This window comes from Photobacterium sp. ABD4_091 (assembly GCF_056160145.1).
On sequence record NZ_JBSWWQ010000001.1, the window covers coordinates 2,589,759 to 2,615,401 of the forward strand.

20 protein-coding genes are annotated in these 25,643 nt (G+C 50.4%); 7 read left to right on the plus strand and 13 right to left on the minus strand.

The window, feature by feature from the left end:
• Window positions 1–6: 6 nt before the first annotated feature.
• The gene (locus tag ACXAGQ_RS11985) at window positions 7–768 is read right to left on the minus strand and encodes a YciK family oxidoreductase (protein ID WP_475254072.1); all 762 of its coding nucleotides are present in this window, start codon (window positions 766–768) and stop codon (window positions 7–9) included.
• Window positions 769–923: 155 nt separating this feature from the next.
• On the opposite strand from ACXAGQ_RS11985, the gene sohB reads away from it, so the two are divergent.
• Together sohB and ACXAGQ_RS11995 are read left to right on the plus strand one after the other, a co-directional pair.
• Complete coding sequence (sohB, locus tag ACXAGQ_RS11990) at window positions 924–1,985, plus strand: protease SohB (protein WP_475254738.1); 1,062 nt, start codon at window positions 924–926, stop codon at window positions 1,983–1,985.
• Window positions 1,986–2,011: 26 nt separating this feature from the next.
• Window positions 2,012–2,452: a DUF805 domain-containing protein gene (locus ACXAGQ_RS11995; RefSeq protein ID WP_475254073.1), complete on the plus strand. Its 441-nt coding sequence runs from the start codon at window positions 2,012–2,014 to the stop codon at window positions 2,450–2,452.
• A 78-nt stretch (window positions 2,453–2,530) separates the two neighbouring features.
• Here the strand turns inward: ACXAGQ_RS11995 and ACXAGQ_RS12000 are convergent, their stop codons facing one another.
• Window positions 2,531–2,779, minus strand: a complete 249-nt coding sequence (locus tag ACXAGQ_RS12000) for a YciN family protein (protein ID WP_281025279.1) — start codon at window positions 2,777–2,779, stop codon at window positions 2,531–2,533.
• 699 nt (window positions 2,780–3,478) lie between these two features.
• On the opposite strand from ACXAGQ_RS12000, the gene topA reads away from it, so the two are divergent.
• Complete coding sequence (topA, locus tag ACXAGQ_RS12005; RefSeq protein ID WP_475254074.1) at window positions 3,479–6,124, plus strand: type I DNA topoisomerase; 2,646 nt, start codon at window positions 3,479–3,481, stop codon at window positions 6,122–6,124.
• A gap of 28 nt (window positions 6,125–6,152) precedes the next feature.
• Here topA and ACXAGQ_RS12010 read toward each other — a convergent pair whose 3' ends face one another.
• From ACXAGQ_RS12010 to ACXAGQ_RS12025, 4 genes are all read right to left on the minus strand, one after another.
• On the minus strand, window positions 6,153–7,484 hold the full coding sequence (locus ACXAGQ_RS12010) for an IS4 family transposase (protein ID WP_475251668.1): 1,332 nt from the start codon (window positions 7,482–7,484) through the stop codon (window positions 6,153–6,155).
• Between the two features lie 222 nt (window positions 7,485–7,706).
• A complete protein-coding gene (gene miaE, locus ACXAGQ_RS12015) occupies window positions 7,707–8,501 on the minus strand; it encodes a tRNA isopentenyl-2-thiomethyl-A-37 hydroxylase MiaE (RefSeq protein ID WP_475254075.1) in 795 nt (264 codons plus the stop codon).
• 187 nt (window positions 8,502–8,688) lie between these two features.
• Complete coding sequence (locus ACXAGQ_RS12020) at window positions 8,689–10,125, minus strand: IS1182 family transposase (protein ID WP_475251115.1); 1,437 nt, start codon at window positions 10,123–10,125, stop codon at window positions 8,689–8,691.
• Window positions 10,126–10,254: 129 nt separating this feature from the next.
• Window positions 10,255–11,016 (minus strand): DNA repair protein, encoded by a 762-nt coding sequence (locus tag ACXAGQ_RS12025; RefSeq protein WP_475254076.1) that lies wholly within the window; start codon window positions 11,014–11,016, stop codon window positions 10,255–10,257.
• A 318-nt stretch (window positions 11,017–11,334) separates the two neighbouring features.
• Between ACXAGQ_RS12025 and cysB the strand changes: the two genes are divergently transcribed.
• The 3 genes from cysB to ACXAGQ_RS12040 all read left to right on the plus strand — a co-directional run bounded on the left by cysB (window position 11,335) and on the right by ACXAGQ_RS12040 (window position 14,365).
• Window positions 11,335–12,309 (plus strand): HTH-type transcriptional regulator CysB, encoded by a 975-nt coding sequence (cysB, locus tag ACXAGQ_RS12030; protein ID WP_475254077.1) that lies wholly within the window; start codon window positions 11,335–11,337, stop codon window positions 12,307–12,309.
• A gap of 139 nt (window positions 12,310–12,448) precedes the next feature.
• Complete coding sequence (locus ACXAGQ_RS12035; RefSeq protein WP_475254078.1) at window positions 12,449–13,636, plus strand: methyltransferase; 1,188 nt, start codon at window positions 12,449–12,451, stop codon at window positions 13,634–13,636.
• Window positions 13,637–14,365 (plus strand): sulfite exporter TauE/SafE family protein, encoded by a 729-nt coding sequence (locus tag ACXAGQ_RS12040; RefSeq protein WP_475254079.1) that lies wholly within the window; start codon window positions 13,637–13,639, stop codon window positions 14,363–14,365.
• A 76-nt stretch (window positions 14,366–14,441) separates the two neighbouring features.
• Here ACXAGQ_RS12040 and ACXAGQ_RS12045 read toward each other — a convergent pair whose 3' ends face one another.
• The 3 genes from ACXAGQ_RS12045 to ACXAGQ_RS12055 all read right to left on the minus strand — a co-directional run bounded on the left by ACXAGQ_RS12045 (window position 14,442) and on the right by ACXAGQ_RS12055 (window position 18,971).
• Window positions 14,442–16,421: a putative bifunctional diguanylate cyclase/phosphodiesterase gene (locus ACXAGQ_RS12045; protein WP_475254080.1), complete on the minus strand. Its 1,980-nt coding sequence runs from the start codon at window positions 16,419–16,421 to the stop codon at window positions 14,442–14,444.
• 189 nt (window positions 16,422–16,610) lie between these two features.
• Window positions 16,611–17,528 carry a DUF3943 domain-containing protein gene (locus tag ACXAGQ_RS12050; RefSeq protein ID WP_475254081.1) on the minus strand — a complete coding sequence of 306 codons (918 nt, stop codon included), beginning with the start codon at window positions 17,526–17,528 and terminating at the stop codon, window positions 16,611–16,613.
• A 222-nt stretch (window positions 17,529–17,750) separates the two neighbouring features.
• The gene (locus tag ACXAGQ_RS12055) at window positions 17,751–18,971 is read right to left on the minus strand and encodes an aromatic amino acid transport family protein (RefSeq protein WP_475254082.1); all 1,221 of its coding nucleotides are present in this window, start codon (window positions 18,969–18,971) and stop codon (window positions 17,751–17,753) included.
• 448 nt (window positions 18,972–19,419) lie between these two features.
• Here ACXAGQ_RS12055 and ACXAGQ_RS12060 point away from each other — a divergent pair, with 448 nt between their 5' ends.
• Entirely contained in the window at window positions 19,420–20,646 is a 1,227-nt protein-coding gene (locus ACXAGQ_RS12060; RefSeq protein WP_475254083.1) for a CinA family nicotinamide mononucleotide deamidase-related protein, read from the plus strand.
• A 65-nt stretch (window positions 20,647–20,711) separates the two neighbouring features.
• Here ACXAGQ_RS12060 and yfaE read toward each other — a convergent pair whose 3' ends face one another.
• From yfaE to ACXAGQ_RS12080, 4 genes are all read right to left on the minus strand, one after another.
• Window positions 20,712–20,999, minus strand: coding sequence for a class I ribonucleotide reductase maintenance protein YfaE (gene yfaE / locus ACXAGQ_RS12065; RefSeq protein WP_475254084.1), 288 nt, complete (start codon window positions 20,997–20,999; stop codon window positions 20,712–20,714).
• The gene (gene nrdB, locus ACXAGQ_RS12070; RefSeq protein ID WP_475254085.1) at window positions 20,996–22,129 is read right to left on the minus strand and encodes a class Ia ribonucleoside-diphosphate reductase subunit beta; all 1,134 of its coding nucleotides are present in this window, start codon (window positions 22,127–22,129) and stop codon (window positions 20,996–20,998) included. The genes yfaE and nrdB overlap by 4 nt, the downstream gene beginning before the upstream one ends.
• A 48-nt stretch (window positions 22,130–22,177) precedes the next feature.
• Complete coding sequence (gene nrdA / locus ACXAGQ_RS12075; protein WP_475254086.1) at window positions 22,178–24,445, minus strand: class 1a ribonucleoside-diphosphate reductase subunit alpha; 2,268 nt, start codon at window positions 24,443–24,445, stop codon at window positions 22,178–22,180.
• Between the two features lie 380 nt (window positions 24,446–24,825).
• Entirely contained in the window at window positions 24,826–25,515 is a 690-nt protein-coding gene (locus ACXAGQ_RS12080) for an HAD family hydrolase (RefSeq protein WP_475254087.1), read from the minus strand.
• Window positions 25,516–25,643 lie beyond the last annotated feature (128 nt).

A 25,643-nucleotide genomic window follows, 5' to 3' on the forward strand; every position in this document is an offset into this window, starting at 1 on the left:
AGCTATTTAGCTGGCTGCACCAGACTTACGCTTTGGCTGGGCATCAATGCACTGGCCGTTGACGTCTTTGCTCTCCGGTCCCATCAGGTAAAGATACAGCGACATGATTTCTTCCGGGGTTTTCAGCAATGACGGGTCTTCAGCCGGGAAGGCCTTGGCACGCATACCGGTACGGGTGCCGCCTGGGTTGATGGCGTTGACACGGACATTGGTGTTGGCCAGTTCATCAGCCAGGATTTGCATCATGCCCTCGGTGGCAAATTTGGAGATTGAATAAGCGCCCCAGAATGAGCGGCCTTGGTGGCCAACCGTTGATGAGGTAAATACAATACGGCCGTCTTCGGCTTTCTTGACCAATGGCATAATCGCTTGGGTCAGCAGGAACTGGGCTTTGACATTGACCTGCATGACATCGTCATAGGTATCTTCACCCAATTGGTCAAACGGGCTGAGCACGCCCAGTAGTGAGGCGTTGTGCAATACCCCGTCCAAGCGGCCGAACTGACCTTCGATGGTTTCAGCCATATCCAGGTAGTTTTGCTTGGTTGCACCCATCATATCCATTGGGATAATCGCAGGCAGCGGGTAGCCAAGGGACTCAATCTCGTCATAAACGGCTTCTAGCTTGGCAACCGTGCGGCCGAGCAGGATAACGGTCGCGCCATGGGCGGCATAGCTGATGGCTGCCTGGCGGCCAATTCCATCACCCGCTCCGGTTACCAGAATAACTCTATCTTTCAGTGAGTTTTCAGCGATTTGATAATCCACTGCGTACTTCCTTATTGGTTTTTTCGTCAGCCCATTGTATACCCAAAATATTCCCGCTTAAACGTGCATCTTGACGCTGTTTGGCGATATTGCGATAGCGGTATGGGTGACAACTTGGTTACAATGCTGGAATGTCAAAAAATGAGGACTCGACATTGGATTTTTTGTTTGATTATGGATTGTTCCTAGCCAAGATTGTTACGGTGGTTATTGCCTTCATCGCAGTGCTGGTGGTGGCGAAAAGCGTGAAAGGCCACCATGGCAGCCAGAAAGGTGAGCTAGAGGTCACCGATCTGACTGAGCAGTACAAGCACACCGTGCACCAACTGGAGTCTCACTTGTTTGATAAGCCATTGCTCAAAGCGCGCGACAAGGCTGAGAAAAAAGCAGACAAGGAAAAACACAAGGCACGACAGAACGAAGTTAAGAAAGCAGCCAAAGAAGGTGACTTGTCGCACTCGCGTGAGCCTCGCCTGTTTGTACTGGACTTCCATGGCAGCATTGATGCCCGTGAAGTGACCTCGCTGCGTGAAGAGGTAACGGCGATCCTTGCCGTGGCAATGGAAGGCGATGAAGTACTACTGCGGCTTGAAACTGGCGGCGGTATGGTACATGGCTACGGCTTGGCGTCTTCGCAGCTTGACCGTTTGAAAGCAGCCGGTATCAAGCTAACCATTTCGGTTGACAAAGTCGCGGCCAGCGGCGGCTATATGATGGCCTGTGTGGCGGACAATATCATCTCGGCACCGTTTGCGGTTGTCGGCTCTATTGGTGTGATTGCCCAGCTGCCAAATTTCAATAAGGTATTGAAGAAAAACGATATCGAGTTTGAGCAAATTACTGCCGGTGAATTCAAGCGTACCCTGACGATGTTCGGTGAAAACACTGACAAGGCGCGCGAGAAGTTCCAGACCGAAATTGAAGAAACCCACGGTCTGTTCAAGGCATTTGTCTCTGAGCACCGCCCTGAGCTGGACTTGGCCAAAGTAGCGACCGGTGAGCATTGGTTTGGTAAGCAGGCTCTTGATCTTGGCTTGGTTGACGAAATCGGCACCAGCGACGACTACATCAGCGCATCGTGCAAGGACCGTGAAGTGCTCCAAGTGCGTTATGTCCAGCGCAAGAAACTGGCTGAAAAGCTGGCGGGCGCAACGGGTGATGCAGCGGATAATCTGCTATTGAAGTGGATCAGCCGTGGCCAGCGTCCTATTGTCTAAAAGACCGATTGTATAAAGAGGTTACGATGGATCAGAAGTGGGCATTGTTTTCATTCCAGGGGCGGATGCGTCGACGGGATTACTGGTTGTACAGCATTCCTGTATTGTTGGTTTCGCTGCCGGTATTCCTGTATACCACGCCGGAAAATGCAAGCAATCCGATGTTGAACATCCTGTCGATCATTGTTTTGGTGTTTGTGTTTTGGGCATCTGCGGCCCTTAACGTCAAGCGCTTGCATGACCGCAACAAGAGTGCGTGGTGGATCATCCTGACGTTCTTGCCATTGATTGGCCCAATCTTTGTGATTGTCGAGTTGGGTATCTTGGATGGTACACCGGGGACTAACCAGTTTGGTGCCGATCCTAAGGGGCGCGGTGAACCACCGTCAGCCCCGGGGCCGCGCTCGGACAATGATGGCAAAGACCCGTCCAGAGATGGTAAAGATACGATGACTATCGACATGTAATCGTATTGCATTGCCGAGAAAGCAACAGCCCCGCCAAAGCGGGGCTGTTTTTATTCAATGCTAGCCGATAACGGCGGCTTACTTGCCCAGGGTGAATTTCGGCGAAAGCTGGTGGGCCAAGTACTTGAACATGTTGAACACTGCCGTGGTCTTTTCGGTTGGCAGGCCCTTGTCGTCGAGGAAGAACTCGCCCTTGAAAATCAATACCCCGCCACGCTCTTCAACGGAGGTGGCACGCATCCCGTCGATGTAGGCTTCATGATCTTGAATTTGCTGGTTGGCAATCATTAGCAGGTCATCAGTTGAAATGGTTTCTTTGGTGCTCATGGTGTCTCTCTCATCTCACAGCAGGTTGCCGGGAAGCTCTCCGGCAGAGGCTGCCTAGTGTATTTGAGTTGGTAGACGATGACAAATTTTGTACCAAAGGAGGCTGCGTCAATTTTCAGGCATTGTTGATTTTTTTCAAAGACTGGTTATATCTTGAAAAAGGCCAGTCGGAGAAGTACCGTCATTGCGCCATTGGTTGGAAAAAATATCGAGGTATAAATATTAGGCATTAACCCTTTGAATTGTCGAAAATCTGTGAGCGATGGCAAAAAATAGTGGTTTTTTATAGTCAAAGCGTTGCTGAGGTGGTAATGATTAGCGCCCATTGTGGTAGTTATTTTTCAGCATTGCTTGATAAATGGGAGGAAAACCACTTGTCAGCATGACTTGTCGGCATGGTTTTTTCCTGTACATTGAGTGACGTAACCAGCTGTTAACAAGTGGGGAAGGGACAACCAAACGGTCTCGTTTTGTTAAAAAGCAGTTGACCTTCTCCGATTGTAGCCCAATATGTAAATACCAATCACATTACGTAACTAGTTATCCGGAGCTGTCCTCAACCGGTTGGATTTCGCGATGTAAATAGTTACTTAATCAGTTTGGCGTACCAGCGTTGCCGTGCTAGTTCTCATTTTTTTAGCGTGCAACTAGTTGTTTTAATTTTAAGTTTTGTGAGCACGAGGACGTAATAGAATTATTATGGGTAAATCACTCGTTATTGTGGAGTCCCCAGCCAAGGCGAAGACGATCAATAAGTACTTGGGTAAGGACTTCGTTGTTAAGTCAAGCGTCGGTCACGTTCGTGATTTGCCGACGGGTGCGCGTAGCACCGGAAAGAAAGCGACGCCAACTTCAACCAAGGGCTTGAGCGCGGAAGAAAAAGCGCGCATCAAAAAAGAAAAAGATCGCAAAGCGCTGATCAATAAAATGGGCGTCGACCCATATAATGACTGGGCTGCCCAATACGAAGTGCTTCCCGGTAAGGAAAAAGTGGTCAACGAACTACAAAAACTAGCCGAAGATGCAGACTTCGTTTATCTCGCAACCGATTTGGACCGCGAAGGAGAAGCTATTGCGTGGCACCTTCGTGAGATCATCGGCGGCGATGATGCACGTTACAAGCGAGTGGTTTTCAACGAGATCACTAAAAATGCTATCCAGCAAGCTTTTGAGCAGCCGGGTGAGCTGAATATGGATGGCGTGAATGCACAGCAGGCACGCCGTTTCCTTGACCGCGTGGTCGGCTTTATGGTTTCCCCTCTATTGTGGAAGAAAGTCGCACGTGGCCTTTCTGCGGGCCGTGTACAGTCGGTTGCGGTTAAGCTGATTGTAGAGCGTGAGCGCGAAATCAAGGCATTCGATCCAGAAGAGTACTGGGATATGCATGCCAACACCCAAACGGCAGGCAGTGATGCCCTGCGTTTGATGGTGGCACAGCAAGCGGGCAAGGCATTCCGCCCGGAAAACGAAGCTGACACCATGGCGGCGAAAGCCTTGTTGGAAAAGGCGGCTTTCCAGGTCAAAGACCGTGAAGACCGTCCGACCAGCAGCAAGCCATCGGCGCCGTATATCACGTCAACGCTGCAGCAGGCAGCAAGTACCCGTCTGGGCTATGGCGTTAAGCGCACCATGGGCCTGGCGCAGCGCTTGTATGAAGCGGGTTACATTACCTATATGCGTACCGACTCGACCAACCTGTCAAAGGAAGCGGTTGAAGCGGCGCGTGAGTTCATTGCCGGCGAGTATGGCGATAACTACCTACCGTCTTCGCCGAATGTCTACGGCAGCAAGGGCAATGCCCAGGAAGCGCACGAAGCGATCCGTCCTTCCAGTGTTGAAGTCAAAGCCGAGAACCTTGAAGGTATGGAGCAGGATGCGATCAAGTTGTATGACTTGATTTGGCGTCAGTTTGTGGCCTGTCAAATGGTACCGGCGAAGTACGACTCGACCACTATTACGGTGGAAGCGGGCGACTTCACCCTGAAAGCCAAGGGCCGCACTATGCGCTTTGCCGGTTGGACACAAGTACAGCGCCCATCTGGCAAGAACGAAGATACAACACTACCTATGGTTCATGTGGGCGATACGCTCAAGCTTGAATCGTTGGAGCCAAAACAGCACTTTACCAAGCCACCTGCCCGCTTCACCGAAGCAGCACTGGTTAAAGAGTTGGAAAAACGTGGTATTGGCCGTCCTTCAACGTATGCATCGATTATCTCGACCATTCAGGATCGTGGTTATGTACGTGTTGATCAACGCCGCTTCTATGCCGAGAAGATGGGTGAGATTGTCTCGGATCGTCTGGATGAGAGCTTCGCTGATCTGATGGACTACGACTTTACCGCTCGTATGGAAGGTAACCTCGATAAAATCGCCGATGGTGATGCGGGCTGGAAGTCGGTGCTGGACAAGTTCTTCAGCGACTTCACCTCCGAGCTGGAAAAAGCCGAGCTGGATGAAACTGAAGGCGGCATGAAGCCGAACAATATCGTACTGACCGATATCGAGTGTCCGACTTGTGGTCGCCCTATGGGGATCCGTACCGCGTCAACCGGTGTGTTCCTTGGCTGTTCTGGCTATTCGCTACCACCGAAGGAGCGTTGTAAGACAACGATCAACCTTGGTGACGAGGAAGGTATTGTCAACGTCCTGGAAGAAGACGTTGAAACTGCAGCATTGCGTGCCAAGAAGCGTTGTCCGAAATGTAGCACTGCGATGGATGCGTACCTGATCGATGCGGAGCGTAAGCTTCATGTTTGTGGTAATAACCCAAGCTGTGACGGTTACGTGGTCGAGAAAGGTGAGTTCAAGCTCAAAGGCTATGACGGCCCGGTTATCGAATGTGACAAGTGTGGCTCGGATATGGAGCTGAAGAACGGTCGCTTCGGCAAGTATATGGGTTGTACCAACGAGAACTGTAAGAACACCCGTAAGATCCTGAAGAACGGTGAGATTGCACCACCGAAGGAAGATCCGGTACACCTGCCTGAGCTGCCTTGTAGCCAGGATCCAGATGCTTACTTCGTTTTGCGTGATGGCGCTTCCGGTCTGTTTATGGCGGCAAGTACCTTCCCTAAATCACGTGAAACACGTGCACCTTTGGTAGAAGAGCTGGTTCGATTCAAAGATCGCCTGTCGCCGAAGTTCACGTATTTGGCAGATGCACCGACAGAAGACCCGGACGGTCGCCCGACGGTGGTTCGCTTTAGTCGTAAGACCAAAGAAAATTACATCCGCTCGGAAATTGATGGCAAGCCATCAGGCTGGACTGGGCTGTTCATTGACGGTAAGTGGGAAATTACCGACAAGCGTAAGAAGCCAAAGAAAGAGAAAGCTGAGAAATAAAGAAAAACCGCCGAAAGGCTAACTCCTATCAATTAAGATGTTTGGAGCGAACCACATAGCGGGTTTTACTGATACGAACGGTCCTTGATTTGGGCCGTTTTTTTCGTTCCGGCAAAATATAACGTTTCACTCTTTCCCGCATTGCCCTTAACTTCTTGGGTATTGAACCGGGCGATGCGATTGCACACCACATTAGTTCATCCTGGATATCCCTCAACGCCATCATGAAACTGATCCGTAAAGGCGACACTTTAGCTTCTTTTGCTATCCTGCTTATTTCCAACCGGACTAGGTTATAAGCAATTAAAATGCCCCAGATCTCCTGCTCAACACCTTCGATTGATTGACTACGGAGTAGGATCTCATCTTCAAGCATGTCATGCTTTATCTCCCCATAACTGTTTTCGATTTCCCATCGTTCGAAGTAAACATCAAGTAAGGATTGCAGGTCATATTTTTTGTCTGTTAGGGACGTCAAAACCCCTTTTATATGATTGGGTTGCTCTTTTTCTGGATAAAGCGCAAGCCTAGCTTGCCACTTTTCAGGCAGATGAGGATCTTTTTTGCGAGCGTGTTGAGAAACATTCATTTCGACTATCAAGTCACGCCCGTCTTCATCTAACTGCTCTATGATTGTGTACTTTGTATTGGATTTTATGGGGGTCATCCAGTGGCTAGAACCATGTTGGTTTTGCCAGTTAATCATTAACTCCGCACCTAAATAACATCGGTCGAAAATAGTAAGAGAGTTGGCCGTTGCAGAGGAAATGAGTTGCTTGGCGTAGCTTTCTTCACCGTTGTAGCTAGGGCCAAAAGCGACATTATGGATTAGGCGACTTCGAAGGGAGCAAAGTGCACATAGCCTTACAACTGGGTATTCAGTATGGCGTGTTTTACTGTGCTTAACGTATTGAAAATGCTCTGCAAGAGCTGGGGTATCGTGGGTTCTAAATTGCGTACCATCAACAGAGAAAAGCTTTAATCCGAACCATGTATCATCACTATCTTCTGTTTGTGCCCAATGTTGTGCAGTTAATGTAAATAAAGCTTCGAGAGGCTTAGCCGTTAACCGTTTTCTTGCTTGGGGGATCGCACTTGGAGCAATGGATTCACCTAGAGAACTGGAAAGCTTCAGATCTAACTTATCAAGTACATCGGTAATCGGTCTATCGCGGTATAAACCAATCCCGACAACGAGCCAGACCACAAGCTCAGCCGGTAACTTCCGTCGCCTCAAGCTTGCTTTATTGGTGTCATCGAGTGCCTGCTGAATCCACTCAAGCGGCAACTCTTTCTGAAACAAAGAGAGTGAGTCAGGTGAAGCAAAATCATCAACATCTATAAGCCAATGTGCCAACATAAAAAATACCCCCAAACTTAATGTCTGGGGGTATTTTCACTCAACCGTAGGCTCATTCAACTGATCAATGGCTTAACTGATCGGTGTTAGCCAGCGTGGCGGTTTTTTTTGCTCTAAGGAAAGGCGAGATCCTGGTTCCTAGTTCCTGGAAAAAGCAAAAGCTTTATCCTGAGGGTGAAATTTAACTTGTTCTAGGATCTAGGAGCTAGAACCTAGGAACTATTAAACTGTTTCTGTCTCTAACGCCGGCACACCGCTGTGGAAACGGAAGGTCTCGTCTGGGCTGTTGATCAACTCGGCTTCGCGGGCACCGATAGCTTTGACGCGCTCGCTGATGTCGCCGCCGGCGATCTGCTCGGCCAGTTTCAGGTAGTCCTGGTAATGGCGGGCTTCGGAGCGCAGCAGGGAGATATAGAACTTCTCCAGCTCTTCATCGAGATACGGGGCAAGCTTGGCAAAGCGCTCGCAAGAGCGGGCTTCGATGTACGCACCGATGATCAGTTTGTCGATGAGGGTGCTTGGCTCATGAGTACGGACAACCTTCATCAGGCCCTTGGCGTAGCGGCCGGCATTGAGGCTGGAGTAGGGAATTCCGCGGTTGTCCATGATCTCCAGAACTTGCTCGAAGTGGTGGAACTCTTCTTTGATCAGGCGAACCATTTTGTCGATAAGCTCTTCGCCGTGGGCAAAACCAGCCTTGGGCTTTAGCTCGGCGGCAAGGCCATTCTTCTTACCGTGGAAACTGCGGGTATCACGCTCGGCACCATAGACAAACTCTTCATACGGCTTGGCCCACTCCAGCAGCGCCTTGCCACTCTCTGCATCGACCGCATACTTGCGGATCAGAAACATCGCGGTCTGGCTGGCTTTTAGCTCGCAGTTACAATGGTCGACCAGCAGTGCGGTGAGGTTTTCTGGCTTCTTGGCTTCGCTGATCCAGGCGTCGGGCGTATCGCATTGCAGTAATTGTTTGATCGGCTCAAGCAGTGTGTCGATCATTTGTTGGTTTGTATTCATGGGCTAAGCTTGTTGAGTCTTGTTGTAGATATTTGCCCAGTATACCAATGCTAGGGTTCAAAGTGGTAATAGCAAGATAAAACAAAGGCCACCCAATGGGTGGCCTTTCAGATTGCTGACGAACCCCACTTTTTAAGTGGGGTTCTTTTTAGAGAGCGGCCGTAGGCCGCGATCGCGATTTTTTTACCTACCAGCTCGGTTGGAGGCTCCTTTGCTCTTCTCGCCTGATATTGACTCGTATTAACCTAATTAGAGCGTTTATAAGGCCTATTTTCTGTAAGCAGCCCAGCACCAAGGCCATCTTCTTGATATTTTGAGCAGCAGCGGCCAACCAACATTGCATCTGCACCTTGTTCAACCCCCGGAACCGTGCATATCGGTGACCATGATGCTGTTTCGCATCTGCGAAGCTTCTTTCTACCGTTTCTCCCCTTCGCCGATAGGTCCTTTTACCATAAGGTGTCAGCCGTATTTTGTTTGCTCGTTCCACAGCCTCCGCGTAGATATGCCGGGTTATCACCTTCTTCATTGTTTTGCTTTGGGTGCAGTCATTTCTCATCGAGCAGAGCTCACACTCCTTGGGGGCCGAGTGGTATTCTCTGTAGCCTTCTCTTGACGTGGTTTTATAGATAAGTTCCTGGCCATTTGGGCACAGGTAAGTGTCTGTTTCTTTGTTATAGATAAAGTGCTTCTTCTTGATAGCATTCTGGGTGCGAGGCGGCCTACGGTAACCAAAGAGGCCAAGGATTTCTCTTCGTTCAAGGCTCTCAGCAACAGGAGCCGTGAAGTATCCAGCATCAAGGCCTACGGCTATAGGATTCAGGTTGAACTGGTTGAGCGTGTAGTCTAGCCGATTGATATAAGGCTGGGAGTCATTGACGTTACCTGCGGTCGCATAGGTATCGACGATAATCCCATGCATGCCATCGACGGTGCGGTGGTCAAGGTAAAAGAACCCTTGCGGCTTGTTATCCCGCGTCATAAAGCCGCTTTCAGAATCAGTCGTGCTCACTTTGGTATTTTTGAGCTTAGGCTCTGATTTTCGCTCAGCTAAAGGTTTTTTCCCTTCGGCTTCCCGCTCCTTGGCCACATCTTCGTTGAGCATCTCAAGGTAGGCACTGGTGCGGACAGCTTGCTGTTCATTGGTAAATTTCTTCTTGTTAGCATTGGCTTTGAGGTGGGTGCTGTCGGTGAATAATTCATTCCCGGCGACGAGCCCTTTATCCATGGCCTGGAGTACGATATTGGTAAAGATGCGTTCAAAAATATCCGTCCCGTTGAAGCGGCGGATGCGGTTTTGGCTGAGCGTCGAGGCATGGATAACTTTCTCTGTCAGTGACATGCGAAGGAACCACCGATAGGCCACATTGACCTCGATTTCTTTGACTAGCTGACGCTCGCTCTTGATGCCAAAGATGTAGCCCAGCAGGATGATTTTAAACAAGCGGACGGGGTCAACAGGAGGCCGGCCATTGTCTTGGCAATATAGGTGAGCGACTTCGTCTCTAATAAATTCGAAATCTATAACTTGGTCGATTTTACGTACGAGATGATGCTTCGGAACCAGCTGTTCCATTGTGACCATTTCGAGTTCGTACTGTTGGGGTGAGGGTTCTTTTAACATGTCGAGATATCCATATTTCGATATCTCTATTAGATCAAAGGCCTAACTTAAAAGCCAGACCTTTGTCATCAGTCTGAAAGGCCACCCAATGGGTGGCCTTTGCGTGGTATCTAGCGAGTGCGAGCTGCGTTACCATTTGCGCTTTGGCTGGAACAATACATCGAGCTCGTCCTGCTCCTTGTCGATCATTTGCTGGCGTTGCTGCTCGTGAGTCATGTTCTGGCTGCTGTCGATATCTTTCAGCATTTTCTGCAGCTTCTCACGAGCTTGGTTGGCATAGTCGTCATTCTTGCTGGCCAATACATCAATGCCTTTTTTCAGCAACTGCTTGGCGGTTCCCAGCTGTCTTTTGACACGGGCTTCGTTGGCCCGCTTGATCACGTTCTCGATATTGATCCTCAGCTGGATGCCTTCGAGGCGGGCGTTTTCGGCAACAAAAGCCTGGGTTGGCATGCGGCCCCGGCTGTGCTCGCTTTTGACGACATTCTTCAAGCGCTTGACCAGCTGAAGCATCCCGAGGGCTTGCTTGTCGGTAGTTGGCACCTTGAAACTGGCAACATCGGCCTGCGAATAGTTAGCCTGGAGCTGGTTGATCTGTTCAGTGACATTGCTAATGCGCTGGGGCAGAGATTTATCCGAAGGATCGGCTTCTCTCATCCCCTCCAAAGAAAACATTACTCGTTTGTTCAGGCAAACCAATAATTCTTTACTGTATGGAAGGTGATGGGCATTACTGATCAACTCTTCGGTTGCATCAATAACGGCGATAAATTTAGCTAATTCCTGTTGTTTTGCGCTTTCCAGTTTCTGTCGGTACTGAATAATGATGTTGTAGCCAACAATCAATATCAGCAACAGGCTTACCAGGCCAATAATTAGTGGCATGCTCATGGGGTTAGGGGACCGTCCGTGCTTACTCAAGCCCTATAAGATACACCATATCGATAAGGGGTCATAGCGGTGAGATCGCTTTCTCATTGATTGGTAGCAGAAGAGGGCGGTTATTGCGCGTATTACCGCCTGCACGAACCATCAAATGTGGCATTTTGTGGATAATGTCGCTTAACGCGCGAAAATTGGACATCCAGATCTGGGAAACTCGGTCTATAAGTTATATAACATAACGTTATAAAGCCTTGCGGAGAATCGCAACAGGGATCACTCCAAGGTGGCGGGATAGATGATAAAGGACTATCACTAGGCGGGACAATGAAACTACAACAATTAAGATATATCGTAGAGGTCGTTAACCATAACCTGAATGTCTCTGCGACGGCAGAAAGCTTGTATACCTCCCAGCCGGGGATCAGTAAGCAAGTCAGGTTGCTCGAAGATGAGCTTGGCGTGCAAATTTTTGAGCGAAGCGGCAAGCACCTTACCCAGGTAACCCCTGCCGGGGAGTCAATTGTTCATATTGCCCGGGACATATTATCTCGGGTGGAGAGTATAAAATCGGTGGCGGGGGAGCATACTCACCCTGAAATCGGCATGCTGAATATCGCTACCACCCATACTCAGGCCCGCTATGCACTGCCCGAGGTGATCCAGGGCTTTACGGCCCGCTATCCGAAGGTTACCCTGCATATGCATCAGGGAACGCCTAACCAATTGGCTGATGCGGTGTCTAAAGGGACGACTGATTTTGCCATTGCGACCGAAGCGCTCCATCTGTACCAGGATATGATTATGCTGCCCTGTTACCACTGGAACCGCTCGATAGTGGTCAAGGCGGATCACCCCTTGGCGCAGAAGCCTGAAATTACCATCCACGACTTGGCTGCCTACCCGCTGGTGACCTATGTGTTTGGCTTTACCGGGCGATCAGAGCTTGATAGTGCGTTCAACCGCTCTGGGCTGACGCCGAGGATAGTGTTCACCGCAACCGATGCCGATGTGATCAAAACCTATGTCCGGTTGGGCATCGGGGTGGGCGTCATTGCCAGTATGGCGATGGATCCGGCCACAGACAGTGATTTGGTTGCCATTGATGCCAGCCATATTTTCGAGGCGAGTACGACCAAAATTGGCTTCAAGAAAGGGACATTCCTGCGCAGTTACATGTATGACTTTATCAAGCGTTTTGCCCCTCACTTGACTCGGGAAGTGGTTGACCAAGCTGTCGCGCTAAAAACCAATGCCGAGATCGAAGCGATGTTTGCCACCATGCCGCTACCGGTAAAATAACACCTCCCAAGGCTGCTATCCGGCAGCCTGCACCCTCTCTGCGTGAATCTTTCTTATCATGAAACAGTCTCTTTCTGCCTATTTGACAGGTTTGCGTTTACAATACGGGGGTTTTGACTGATTAACCCAAGAGTACACCATGCACGCCCTGCGTTTTTCCCAACTCGATCGTTTGCTGACGGATACCCGTGAGCTGTGGCAGTTTATGCCTTTTTCTACTTCGCCGATGGAGTGGGAGCAGAGCCACCCTGAACTGACAAAATGGCTGTTAGGTTTGGATGAGCAGCAGCTTGGCCATTTCAAAGATAACCCTGAACAGTTGGCTGAGGCGGTCAGCAGCTGGATACCCCATGCAAGTAAGATGCAGGCGCTGGTTGGTATCGACCCGTTGCCGCATGTTGAGCGTGTTCCTCCACGCGGCCTTGATACGGGGATCCCCGGCAGAAAGTGGCAGCAGTTACAAGCGTTTAACGGTGTGCTCCCGGCATTGAACCTGCCATGGCTAGAATGGTGCGCCGGAAAAGGCTTCCTTGGCCGGGTTCTGGCTGCGACCCATAACACTCCTGTCACCAGCTTGGAGTGGCAGCAGGCACTGTGTGAAAGCGGTGAAGCGGCTGCCCGCAAGCTGTCTTTGCCGATGACGTTTGTTCATGGCGATGCTTTTTCCCCGCAAAGCGGCAAGTTTATTTTATCCCAGCAGCATGCGGTCGCCCTGCATGCCTGCGGGGATCTCCATGTGTCGTTGCTGCAGCGGGTGGCCGAACGCCGGGGGCGGGCTGTGAGCGTTTCCCCGTGTTGCTATCACTTGATTAGGGATAAAACCTACCAGCCGATGTCTGCGCAGGCGAAGCAAAGTACGCTGAGTCTGAGCAAGCATGATCTCAGGTTGCCCCTGCAAGAAACGGTGACGGCCGGAAACCGTGTCCGCAACCTGCGCTTTGTTGAAGTGAGCTTCAGGCTTGGCTTTGACAGCCTGCAGCGTAGCGTGACCGGCCAAGATATTTACCTGCCGGTGCCGAATGTCCAGAAGGCGTTGCTCAATGAGGGCTTTGCCGCATTCTGCCACTGGGCAGCCGAACAAAAGGGGCTGGCACTACCGGAAAATATTGATTTTGCCTATTGGCAACAGGTTGGCGAGCAGCGTTTTGACTGGGTAGAGCGGTTGGAGTTGCTACGCCTGCTTTTCCGCCGGCCGCTGGAAATGTGGTTGGTGTACGACCGGGCGTGCTTTATGGAAGAGTCAGGCTACAAAGTGACTATCGGGACATTCTGTGACAAGCCTGTTACCCCACGAAATATTATGATTCATGCGGAGTTAACGGATTAAATGGAAATTAGCACACTGGTATATTGTGCCATTGCCTTGGCGGCAGGGTGTTTTGTCCAGAGTACGGTGGGGTTCGGGATGGCCATTGTGGCGGCTCCCGTCGTGTACTTTTTCGAACCGCGCTTTGTACCTGGCACGATTACCTTGGTCGGCTTGGTTCTGGCCTTAATTAATATGTGGCAGTACCGTACCCAGTTGTCCTTTCGAGGCTTGGGGGCTGCGTTTGTCGGCCGTGTACCGGGTACTATTGCAGCCGCCGCTTTGTTGCTTTATATCACTGCCGAATCGCTGGCGCTAGTGCTGGGGATCGGGGTGTTGCTGGCGGTGGTGATCAGTTTGCTGAAGGTGAGGATCAGGCCGACACCGAAAGCGTTGTTCTGGGCGGGGTTTGCCTCCGGCCTGATGGGCACCTCAACCTCTATCGGCGGGCCGCCAATGGCTTTGGTGCTCCAGCATGCCGAGGCGGGAAAATTACGTGCAAACCTGGCTGGTTACTTTGCCTTTAGCTGTGTGCTTTCCTTGGTTGCCCTTTCGGCAACAGGGCATTTTAGCTGGTGGCATTTCAAATACGGCATGATGATCATGCCGGCTCCGATCCTAGCAAGCGTATTGGCATACCGGATCCAGCATTTGATTAAAGCCGAGTGGCTGCGCTATGCACTACTGGTGCTGTGCTCTGTTTCCGGTGTCATTGCGATTTGGCAGGGAATAGGGCCAAGCGTTGTATAAAGTTAGGGTTTAAATGGAAAAGGCCAGTCGATGACTGGCCTTAATCTTATCTAGTGAGTGGCTTGGTCGAAAGCGGTTACTCAACAGTATCGCAGTTAAATTCAGGAATGGTATTGAGCAGGCTGAAGTTTCTTTCTTCGTGCTCATAGGCCGGAAGCGGCCTGCCGAGGTAATATCCTTGGCAGAAATCAAAGCCGCATTGCTGCAAATAACGCAGTTGCGCTTCGGTTTCGACCCCTTCTGCGACCACTTTTAGCGCCAGCTTTTCACAGATAGCCTGTGTTGCCTCGATAATAGCCTGGCTGCCTTTATGCTCACCCTGGACAAAGCTCTGGTCGAGTTTAACGGTGCTGATCGGTAAATCCTGCAGCTGTGACAGGGAAGAATAACCGGTACCAAAATCGTCAAGGTATAGCTCTAGGCCCAGCGAGGCCAGATCATCAAGACACTGCTTGGCTTCGTCATACTCCTGCAACATGGTGGACTCGGTAAGCTCTAGTGCCAGTTGTTCAGGCGGGATCTGATAGTGGTTCAGCAGCCCTTCTATAGTCGGGGCCAAGCTAGACTGAAGCTGTGCCCGCGACAGGTTGACGCTCATAATAAATGACTTGCCGTATTTCTCACGCCACAGCGCCAATTGCTTACAGGCTGTTTTGAGGATCCACTTACCTAGCGGGACAATTTGGCCCGTTTCTTCGGCGAGGGGGATAAACTCTCCAGGGGAAACCTGTCCCAGCTCTTCATCGTGCCAACGGATCAGGGCTTCGAAGCCTTTGAGCGATTTTGATTTCATATCCACGATCGGCTGGTAGTAGAGCTCGAATGCTTCGGCTTCCAAGGCCAGGGTCAGGTGGTGGCGCAGGGTCATTTTACGGTATAGCGCATCAGCCATATCCGGAGAGAAATGATGGCTACGATTGCGGCCGCGCAACTTGGCACGGTGCATTGCCATATCGGCTTGGGTTACCAAGGTTTCGATATCCTTGGCATCGACAGGGTAGTCGGAGGTACCGATACTGCAACCAATCGACAGCTCACCCACTTCCTTGAGGTGGAATGGGCGGTTGAGGGCTTTGATCAGCTGCTTGGCAAATAGGGCAGAGTTTTCGATGTTACGGTGCTCCGCCTGGACAATGAACTCGTCTCCGCCAAAGCGGGCAAGGAGCCCTTTGAATTTCACTTCTTCCTGAAGTCGGATAGCGATGGCCCGGAGCAGCTTGTCACCGATGGCATGGCCGTAGGTGTCATTGACCAGCTTGAACCCGTCGATATCGAGAAACAGCAGGCTATAAGGGTGCTGGCTGTGTTGGTTTTCGATAATGGCGTTGGTGATCCCGCGGCGGTTAAGCAGCCCGGTGAGGAAATCATGCTCGGCATTGTACTTGGCTTTGTGCAGTTGTTCTTTTTCCTGACTGATATTGATCAGGCTTAGCAGCAGCTGCTGCTTGTCAGAAAGCCACTTGCCGTCAATATTAAGCCAGTGGTGGCTTTTTCCTGTCCAGCATAGGCGTTTAGTTTTCAACACCCCTTCAGTCCGTGCTGTGGTCAGCCATTGGTCGGCCAACTGGGCATCACCGAGGAAGCTGGCCAGATCATTGAGGTCTTCACCAAAAGAGTGGGAGAAAGAGTTGTTGGCACTGATAAGGTTGCCATTTTCTTCAAACAGCAATGCAAGGTTAGAGCTTCCCGAGAAAGCCAGTTCACGGCGAAGGCTAGCTTCTTCAGCGATCATCTCGACCAACATGACTGTCTTGCCATCAGAGCCCGGGATACCGGAAAAATAACACAGCGCCTTTTTGAGGACATTATTCGGCGAGAAGTACCACCAGGTCTTGATTTTTTCGCCCTGCTCGAAGCGGCTTAGGTAGCCGTCCAAGATGGCATCGACTGCCTCGGACATATCAAGGCTCAGATCACGGGCCGTGAGCTCTTCGGTCGTGTCCGCTTCCCATAGGGTTAATGAGGCCGAGTTGGCCCACAGGATACGCTTGTGGTGAATATCGAAAACCCAAACTGGGGTCTGTAGGAACTCAAACAGAGAAAATTTTTGGTTCATCACCAAGGCTTTGCTATTTATTGTGATAGTTGTCAGATGCTATATCAAAAACGGCGTTTTAAATACGCAAACGGGATAAATTCGTGAGCTTTATTCACGAATACTGAAATAAAACATGTAATATCTTGAAAATTAGCAAAAAAGGCGATTGGGATCGCGCTTTTTTGCTTTTGCTTTCAGGTTTTCGGTCTAGTTCAGTGCCAACTTGACTTCTAGGCCAACGAATATCGGATCGTAGGCTGCACCGGCGTCGAGGGCAAAGTTAGCAGCCTCGGTATTGCCGAACCATGGCGTATAGCTGAGGCTGACGTCGGCATCGTCACGCCACCAGTCTGTCACCCAGTAGTGGATATGCCCGACAGGGTTGAGCAGGAACAGGCTGACATCCCCCATGGTTTGCGAGCCCATGACCTTGCCGCGGTTGGCGGTGATTTCCATTTCGGTTTGGAACATCCATTCACCGACGGCTGCACCAAACAGCGGGGTCACGATGATATCCTGAATCGATGGCACTTCAGCAAAGGCTTCTACGCCATATTCCCAGAAGAATGTCGACATGGTCGCCGAGTACAGGAATGACTCCCATTCGTTGAAGCCAGAATGACGGGCCGTGGTGTAGTACACCCCGCCGAAATACGGGTGCATGATGTAGTTCAGCCAGTGATCATCCTTATCCCACACTGGACCTTCCGAGACATTGTCCCACCATTTTTTGCCCAAGCCTTTTAGGTTGGTATCTTCTGGATCCCAGTTAGTCACTTCTTCAGGCAGAAGCGTCATCAAACCGACCGTGGCGATACTCAGACCCAAAATGGTGTAGGACTGCTCAAGCAGGTAGTCCCAGTCTTTTTCAGGCGCTACCGACAGGTGCTTTGGCAATGTATTGGTTACTGGCTCGGAAGTTGCCAGCTGCAGCGATAGGCCTTGATCCATGGCTGTGTAACGGTATTCGCTAGTATAAACCTGCTGCTGGCTAGGCTGTGAAGCGTAGCGGTTTAGAAACGTTTGTTGTTGGTCATAGCCAACGTTGGCATTCTCATTCCATGCGAATGCAGGGGTGCTGACAGCAATCCCCAGGACAAGAGGTGATAGAACTGAAGTGCGCAAGATACGCTCCGCAAAAGATCAAGGTGGATAGGATAAAAAAGTGCGGGAAGTATCACTGAAATGGCAGAAAATTCCTAGTGCAAGATTACAGGTAATGTGCAAAAAAAATGTAAAAATTACCGATTTATATGAATGAATAAGGGATTTACAACATTGTTCATAATACTCGCTGAACGAGAGAGGGAAACGGCAGGCGAAAGTCGCCTGCCGTTTGCGAACTGGTTAGCCCACGGCGGGGATAAAGCCGGCCATCTGTAGCAGTTGGGCGGTGATAATAAGGACACCGGCGCCGGTAGCCAAGACCAGGGCAGGTTTACCGCCAGCCACTTGGTAGCCATTGTCTTGGCTGCCCACCTTCTCCGTGATTTGCTTGCGCTGGGCGCTGACCATGGCAACAGGGAGGAAAATCGCAAGAATAACCAAGGCAATAGCGGCAAAACCCAATGCCATAATAAAGCCTTGAGGGTAAAACAAGGCGAAAGCCAGTGGCGGGATGAACGTGATGGCAGCTGTCTGCAGGCGACCATGCTTTTTGTCGTCCTGCTTGAAGCTGTCGGCAACAAAATCGAACAGGCCCAAACTAACACCCAAGAACGAGGTAGCCAGTGCCAAGTCAGCGAACACCGAAACAGACTGGCTGACCATCGGGTTGTGCAGCAACTCGCTAAGGGTACCAATGAAAGAGCCTAGGCTGTTGCTGGCCATCAGATCCTGCTGGCTGAGTACACCTTGGCTGGTGAGTTGCCAGAAAATGTAGATAAGTAGCGGTAGGGACGAGCCGATGACCATCACTTTCTTTAGGGCTTTGATGTCCAAACCGATGTAGCGAACAATCGACGGGATGCTGCCATGGAAACCGAACGAGGTGAAGATGACAGGGAGTGCCGAAATGATTAGGCCTTTTTCAACGGGCATGTTGACCAAGTAGCCGCCTTCGACATTGGGTGCCAGCAGGCTAAGCATGACTACCAAGGCAATGGCTTTCAAGGTAAAGAGTACCCGGTTAACCATATCGACCGAGTGGGTACCGATAGCAACAATGCCGGCTATCGCCAGTGTAAACAAAACAGTGCTGGCTTGCGCAGAGACATCCAGCCCCACCCAGTTTGTCAATTTGTCATTAAGCTGTCCGCCCCCGCCAGCGATGTAGGCAGCGCAAAGCGAGTACATCAAAAAACACACTGCAAAATTTGCCAGGTATTGGCCTTTTTTTCCCAGCAGGTCACGAGCCAGTGAATTCAAGGTCGCATGGTGTTCGGCGTATTGGTGAACTTCTAGCATTAATAAGGCGGTGTAGGTCATCAACGACCAAATCCCCACCATGATCAGTGTGGCTGTGGTGAAGCCGAGTCCAGCTGACGCCAAGGGAAGGGCTAGCATACCGGCACCTATGGTTGTGCCTGCAATGATCAGCATACTGCCGAAAGTCTTGTTCATAGACATGAGGTTAATTGCTCCGAGTTTTCAAAATGGTTTTTCTCGGGAGGCGGTGTTTGCACCTGTGGTTACTCCCTATTTCGTATTTAAAGGGCCACAATGGCAAAGAGGTGTCAGATTATGTTTACACTCTACATAGCCACTGCGGCTATCGATAGGAAGTGCTGCTCTGGTTTATATTCATGGTTGAATCCATTTTTTATAGTGATAAATGGTAGATTTCAAGCATCTTGCAATGCTTGTCTCTGGTTGTGAACGATATATTGATTGTATTTAACTGTCAACTTTTGTGTTTTTTGTTGTAAATTTTTATTTACAGTCGGTGGTTTGAAGCATCCCCCAATGCGATAAACTGCGAGTTGCTAGCATGCGAAAGAAAAATAACGTGCTGAAATAGATAGAGATATGCTTGAATAAGCATTAAGAGCCGCATCCGGCAATATAGGGAGAAAAAATGCTGAAAGTTGCAATGATTAGTACCGGCGAGGAAGTACTGCACGGAGATATAACGGATACCAATGCCGCTTGGCTGTCGGCACTGTTCTTTCAGCAGGGCTTTCCGATGTCACGGCGGACAACGGTGGGTGATCAGTTGGACGAACTGGCCAAAGAAATCGAACACTGCAGCCTGACTGCCGATGTAGTGGTGGTGAATGGGGGCCTGGGCCCGACAACGGATGATTTAACGGCTCAGGCCGCTGCTGTTGCTGCCAATGTTGGCCTTGAGTTGGTCGATGAGTGGGTCGTTGCGATGGAAGAGAAATATGCCAAGCTGGGGCGTGTAATGCCCGAGACTAACCTCAAGCAAGCGATGTTGCCTGAGGGGGCGGAAGTATTGGACAACCCAGTTGGTACCGCCTGCGGGTTTGCGATGCGGATCAACCGGGCCTGGGTGTTCTTTACCCCGGGCGTGCCGAGTGAATTCAAGAAGATGGTTCATGAGCAAATCGTACCGCGGCTTGAGGGCAGCTATGCCAACACCAGCGCAAGGGAGTGTACCAGGCTTTATACATTTGGCCTGTCTGAGTCTGGCATTGGCCAGTCGCTGCAAACCCTCGGGCTACCAGAGGGGTTCGAAATCGGCTACCGCTCTGAAATCCCGTTTATCGAAGTGAAAGTATTCTGCCCGCAAGGCCACCCTCAGAAGCCAGCCGTGGTGGAGGCCGTTGCCGGCCAGTTAGGGGAGAACCTGGTTGGCCATAGCCAGCCTCTGCTCGGTACGGTAGCAGAGCTTATCGAGCAAAAAGGATATGGGCTGGCGGTTGCCGAGCACTACTCCGGGGGCTTTTTGACCAGCTGGCTCTATGATGATGAGCGCTTGGCTAGCCGTGTTGCTCAGTCCTGGATACTGGGCAGAAACCATACCCCGGAAGAGCACCGTGATTCGCCGATAGAGGCATCCTTGTCTATGGCACAGGTGGCCAAGGAGAAAAACCAAGCGGATATCGGCTTGGCGATAGGCGTAGAGCAAGACGGTATTGTCGCCGTGGCATTAGTCACACCTGAAGGGGAATGGGCACAGCAAGTCACGACTAGGCGCCGCTATGCTTCGCGTGATTTCCGTTATGTGCTGGCAACGCTAGGCTTGGATATGCTGCGCCGCTGGTTGGAAGGCAAGCCCGTGTTTGGCCACTCCGAATCTCTGCAGCGTGTTGGCCATATCGAAAATAGGTATGAATGAGCGAAAAAGAATCATCGCTAAAGAGAAGAGGCTGCTGTTGAAATGATTAGCAGCCTTAGCAGAGCTTAAAGGTTAGCTTGCAGGTCTTGCTGTTGCAGTTGGTAGTCGAATTCGACCTCGACATTGCTCTTGGGGACAGAGCAGCAGGCTAAAACTTCATTCGGGGCGATGAAAGCCATTGAGTCATGCTGGTCGACCGCACCGGATTGTAGCTTGCAGCGGCAGGCACCGCACATACCGTTTCGGCATTGGTATTCAGGCTGAAAGCCTGCTTTTTCCAATTGGTCGAGCAGGGGCTCACGGCTATTGCCGTGAACCTCAATACCATTGACGCGAATGGCGACTCGACTCATAGTTCGAAGTCACCAAGGTCATCGGCGCTGACATCATTGTCGATCTGGCCAACCAGGTAAGAACTGATTTCCGCTTCCTGAGGGGCAACCTGAACATTGTCAGATGACAGCCAAGAGTTGATCCAAGGGATAGGGTTCTGTGTCGCGCCAGGGTAGGCGTGCTCTAGGCCAACCGCCGCCATGCGCAAGTTGGTAATGTACTCAACATACTGGCACAGAATGTCTTTGTTCAGGCCGATCATCGAACCGTCTTTGAACAGGTACTCTGCCCACTCTTTTTCCTGCTCAGCCGCATCACGGAAGATAGCAAAGCACTCTTCTTTACACTCTTCGGCAATTTCTGCCATTTCAGGATCGTCTTGGCCAGTGCGCAGCAGGTTAAGGATATGCTGGGTACCGGTTAGGTGAAGTGCTTCGTCACGAGCGATTAGCTTGATGATTTTAGCGTTACCTTCCATCAACTCACGCTCGGCGAACGCGAACGAACAGGCAAAGCTGACATAGAAGCGAATCGCCTCCAGGGCATTTACCGACATCATGCAAAGGTACAGTTTCTTCTTGATGTCTCGCAGGTTCACCGTGATGGTTTCGCCATTGATGGTGTGGGTGCCTTCACTCAGGCGGTGGTAATCGTTGGTTGCCGCGATCAGAGCATCGTAGTACTTGGAAATATCGCCAGCACGCTTGATGATGTGTTCGTTACCGACGATATCATCGAATACAATCGCCGGATCGTTAACGATATTGCGGATGATATGGGTGTATGAACGCGAGTGGATAGTTTCAGAGAAAGACCAGGTCTCAATCCAAGTTTCCAGCTCAGGGATAGATACAATCGGTAGCAGCGCAACGTTCGGGCTACGGCCCTGGATTGAATCCAGCAGCGTCTGGTACTTCAGGTTGCTGATGAAAATGTGGCGCTCATGATCTGGCAGGTTGTTGTAGTCAATACGGTCGCCAGACACATCCACTTCTTCAGGACGCCAGAAGAAAGAAAGCTGTTTTTCAATCAGCTTTTCGAAAATCTCAAATTTTTGTTGGTCGTAACGCGCAACGTTAACAGGCTGGCCAAAGAACATTGGCTCTTTTAGTTGGTCGTTATTGGTTTGACAGAAAGTGCTATATGCCATCTTATCCTCAACATCAATGGGAGCCGAAGCTCCCACTGTTTCAAATCATTAAATCTTGCAGCTTGTGCAGTCGTCTGCACCCACATCGCCCTGGCTATCAGAAGCACCGTCACGGGTGTTGTGGTAGTACAAGGTTTTCACGCCGAGTTTATACGCTGTTAGTAGGTCTTTTAGCAACAGTTTCATAGGCACTTTTCCGCCTGGCTGTTGGCTTGGGTCGTAGTTGGTGTTTGCCGAAATCGCCTGGTCGATGAATTTCTGCATGATACCAACTAGCTGCAGGTAACCGTCGTTGCTACCGATATTCCATAGCAGCTCGTAGTTGTCTTTGTACTTGCTGTACTCAGGCACGACCTGCTTCAGGATACCGTCTTTCGATGCCTTAACTGATACGAAGCCACGTGGTGGTTCGATGCCGTTGGTCGCATTCGAGATCTGCGAAGATGTCTCCGATGGCATCAGTGCAGACAGCGTTGAGTTACGCAGGCCGTGGGTCTTGATCTCCTCACGTAGCGCTTCCCAGTCGTAACGTAGCTCGGCAGTACAGACTTTATCGATATCTTTCTTGTAGGTATCGATAGGCAGAATACCCTGAGCGTATGTTGTCTCGTTGAATGCCGGACATGCACCTTGCTCTTTCGCTAGGCCCAAAGACGCTTTCAATAGATAGTACTGGATCGTTTCGAACGCTTCGTGGGTCAGGTTGTTTGCGCTGCCGTCAGAGTAGCGAACACCGTTCTTTGCAAGGTAGTAAGCGAAGTTAATCACACCCACACCCAGAGTACGGCGGTTCATGGTTGAACGGTAAGCCGCAGGCAGTGGGTAGTCCTGGTAGTCCAGCAGGGCATCTAGCGCACGTACTGTCAGGTCAGCCAACTCTTCAAGGTCGTCCAGCGAGTCGATTGCGCCAAGGTTGAACGCAGATAGCGTACACAGGGCAATCTCACCGTTTTCGTCTTCCACGTTGTTCAGTGGCTTGGTTGGCAGTGCAATTTCCAGGCACAGGTTAGACTGGCGGATTGGTGCGACGCTTGGGTCGAACGGGCTGTGCGTATTACAGTGGTCAACATTCTGTACGTAAATACGGCCAGTTGAAGCACGCTCTTGCATTAGCAGCGAGAACAGCTCGATAGCCTTGATGCTCTTGCGCTTGATGCTGCTGTCCTGCTCGTATTTCACGTACAGGCGTTCGAATTCGTCTTGGTCTGCGAAGAAGGCATCATATAGGCCCGGGACGTCAGACGGTGAGAACAGGCTGATGTTCTCGCCTTTGATCAGGCGGGTGTACATTAGTTTGTTGATCTGTACGCCGTAGTCCATGTGACGGACACGGTTTTCTTCAACACCGCGGTTGTTCTTCAGTACCAGCAGGGACTCGACTTCGCCGTGCCACATTGGGTAGAACAACGTCGCTGCGCCACCGCGTACACCACCCTGAGAGCAGCACTTAACAGCAGTCTGGAAGTATTTGTAGAACGGGATACAACCTGTGTGGAATGCTTCACCACCGCGGATCTCTGAGCCTAGGGCACGTATGCGGCCAGCGTTGATGCCGATACCGGCACGCTGAGACACGTAGCGTACGATAGCGCTTGATGTAGCGTTGATTGAATCCAGGCTGTCGTCACACTCGATCAGAACACATGAGCTGAACTGGCGAGTTGGGGTACGAACACCCGACATGATTGGAGTCGGTAGTGATACCTTGAACTGGGATACTGCATCGTAGAAGCGCTTGATGTAGTCCATACGAGTGTCGCGTGGGTATTTGCCGAATAGGCAAGCGGCGATCATCATGTACAGGAACTGGGCGCTTTCGAAGATTTCACCGCTTACACGGTTCTGAACCAGGTACTTACCTTCCAGCTGTTTAACGGCAGCATAAGAGAAGTTCATGTCACGCCAGTGATCGATGTAGTTATCCATCAGATCAAATTCTTCTTTGCTGTAATCTTCCAGCAAATGTTTGTCGTATTTACCTTTTTCTACCAGGTTCGTGACATGGTCGAATAGCTTAGGCGGCTCGAACTGGCCGTAAGCTTTTTTGCGCAGGTGGAAGATAGCAAGGCGGGCTGCCAGGTACTGGTAGTCCGGTGTTTCTTCAGAGATCAAATCAGCAGCTGCTTTAATGATGGTCTCGTGAATGTCTTCAGTCTTAATCCCTTCGTAGAACTGAATGTGAGATTTTAGTTCGACCTGAGACACAGAGACGTTCTCCAGACCTTCGGCGGCCCAGGTGATCACTCGGTGGATTTTGTCTAGATCAATACTTTCTTTGCGTCCATCACGCTTGGTAACAGTGAGCTGTTGATTCATTTTTGGTCGTTTTCCCAGATTTCCATCAATAGCAGTGTTTTTTGTAACTTTCAGCAATAAGGTTAGTAAAGGTTGTGATCTTTGTTAGATTTCTGATTGCCTATTAAAACACTATATATTGGGGTGTTGAGCTTATGGTGTTACAAGATAGTGGTGAGAGGGGGGTAATGCAAGTTGGTAATTTTTAACCAGCTGTGGATAACATGGGGATTCATAAAATTAAGTTAGTGCCCACTAACTGATTTGCGCAGGTATGACAATATCATAGGAAAAATCAAAATTATTTGAGGCAAAAAAAAGCGCCTGCAAAAAAAAATTCCTTGATTTTTTACAGGCGATGGACGTACTGACAAACTTCATATTTTTTGGTTATTTCTTGGTTAGTTAGTGGCACGTTGCTGGTGGTTTTGGCCGCTGACGACGGTCAATATGTCACTAGGGTGGGACAGCACGGCTTGTGCGTGCCAGTCACCAGGGGTGTGCTCATCGCCTATGTATCCCCAACCGGCGACATAGCCATCCATCTTGGCCGCCTTGGCTGCAATCATGTCTTTTTCAATATCTCCGATGTAAATGCAGTCGCGATGATCAACCCCCATTTGTTGACTGGCATGAAGTAGCGGCTCGGGGTGAGGCTTGGCAACAGCCAGGGTATCCCCACAGACAACGGTTTTGGCTCGCAGCAGTTCAGGAAAGAAGGGGAGCAGCATGTCGGTCAGGAAGCCGGGCTTGTTGGTCATGATCCCCCAATGGATCCCTTTTTCCTCCAATTGTGCCAATAAAGTCGTGACACCTTGATAAAGCGAAGTATTGACGCAGATGTTGTCTTCGTAATAACGCAGGAATTCTTCTCTGAGCGTCATAATATCGAGATGCTCAGGTATGCTACCAAAACCCGCGGTCAGCAACCCCTTCGCCCCCATGCTGGTGTTGGCCTGAATTTGCTGCTGGCTCAAAGGCGGTTGGTCGTAGTTAGCCAGAACTCGGTTGGCAGCATCGGCCATGTCGGGGGCGGTATCGAGAAGCGTGCCATCCAAATCAAACAGTACTGCTTTTATTTTCATTGCCATATATACATGTCCTTGTATGAAACAGGGGGCTTTAATGAGTATACCCAAGTTACTTCAAGTTGCAGGGTTCAGAGCCACAAGATCGACAAACCGTTGCCTTGCCTGTCATCCAAGGAAGTCTGAACCCT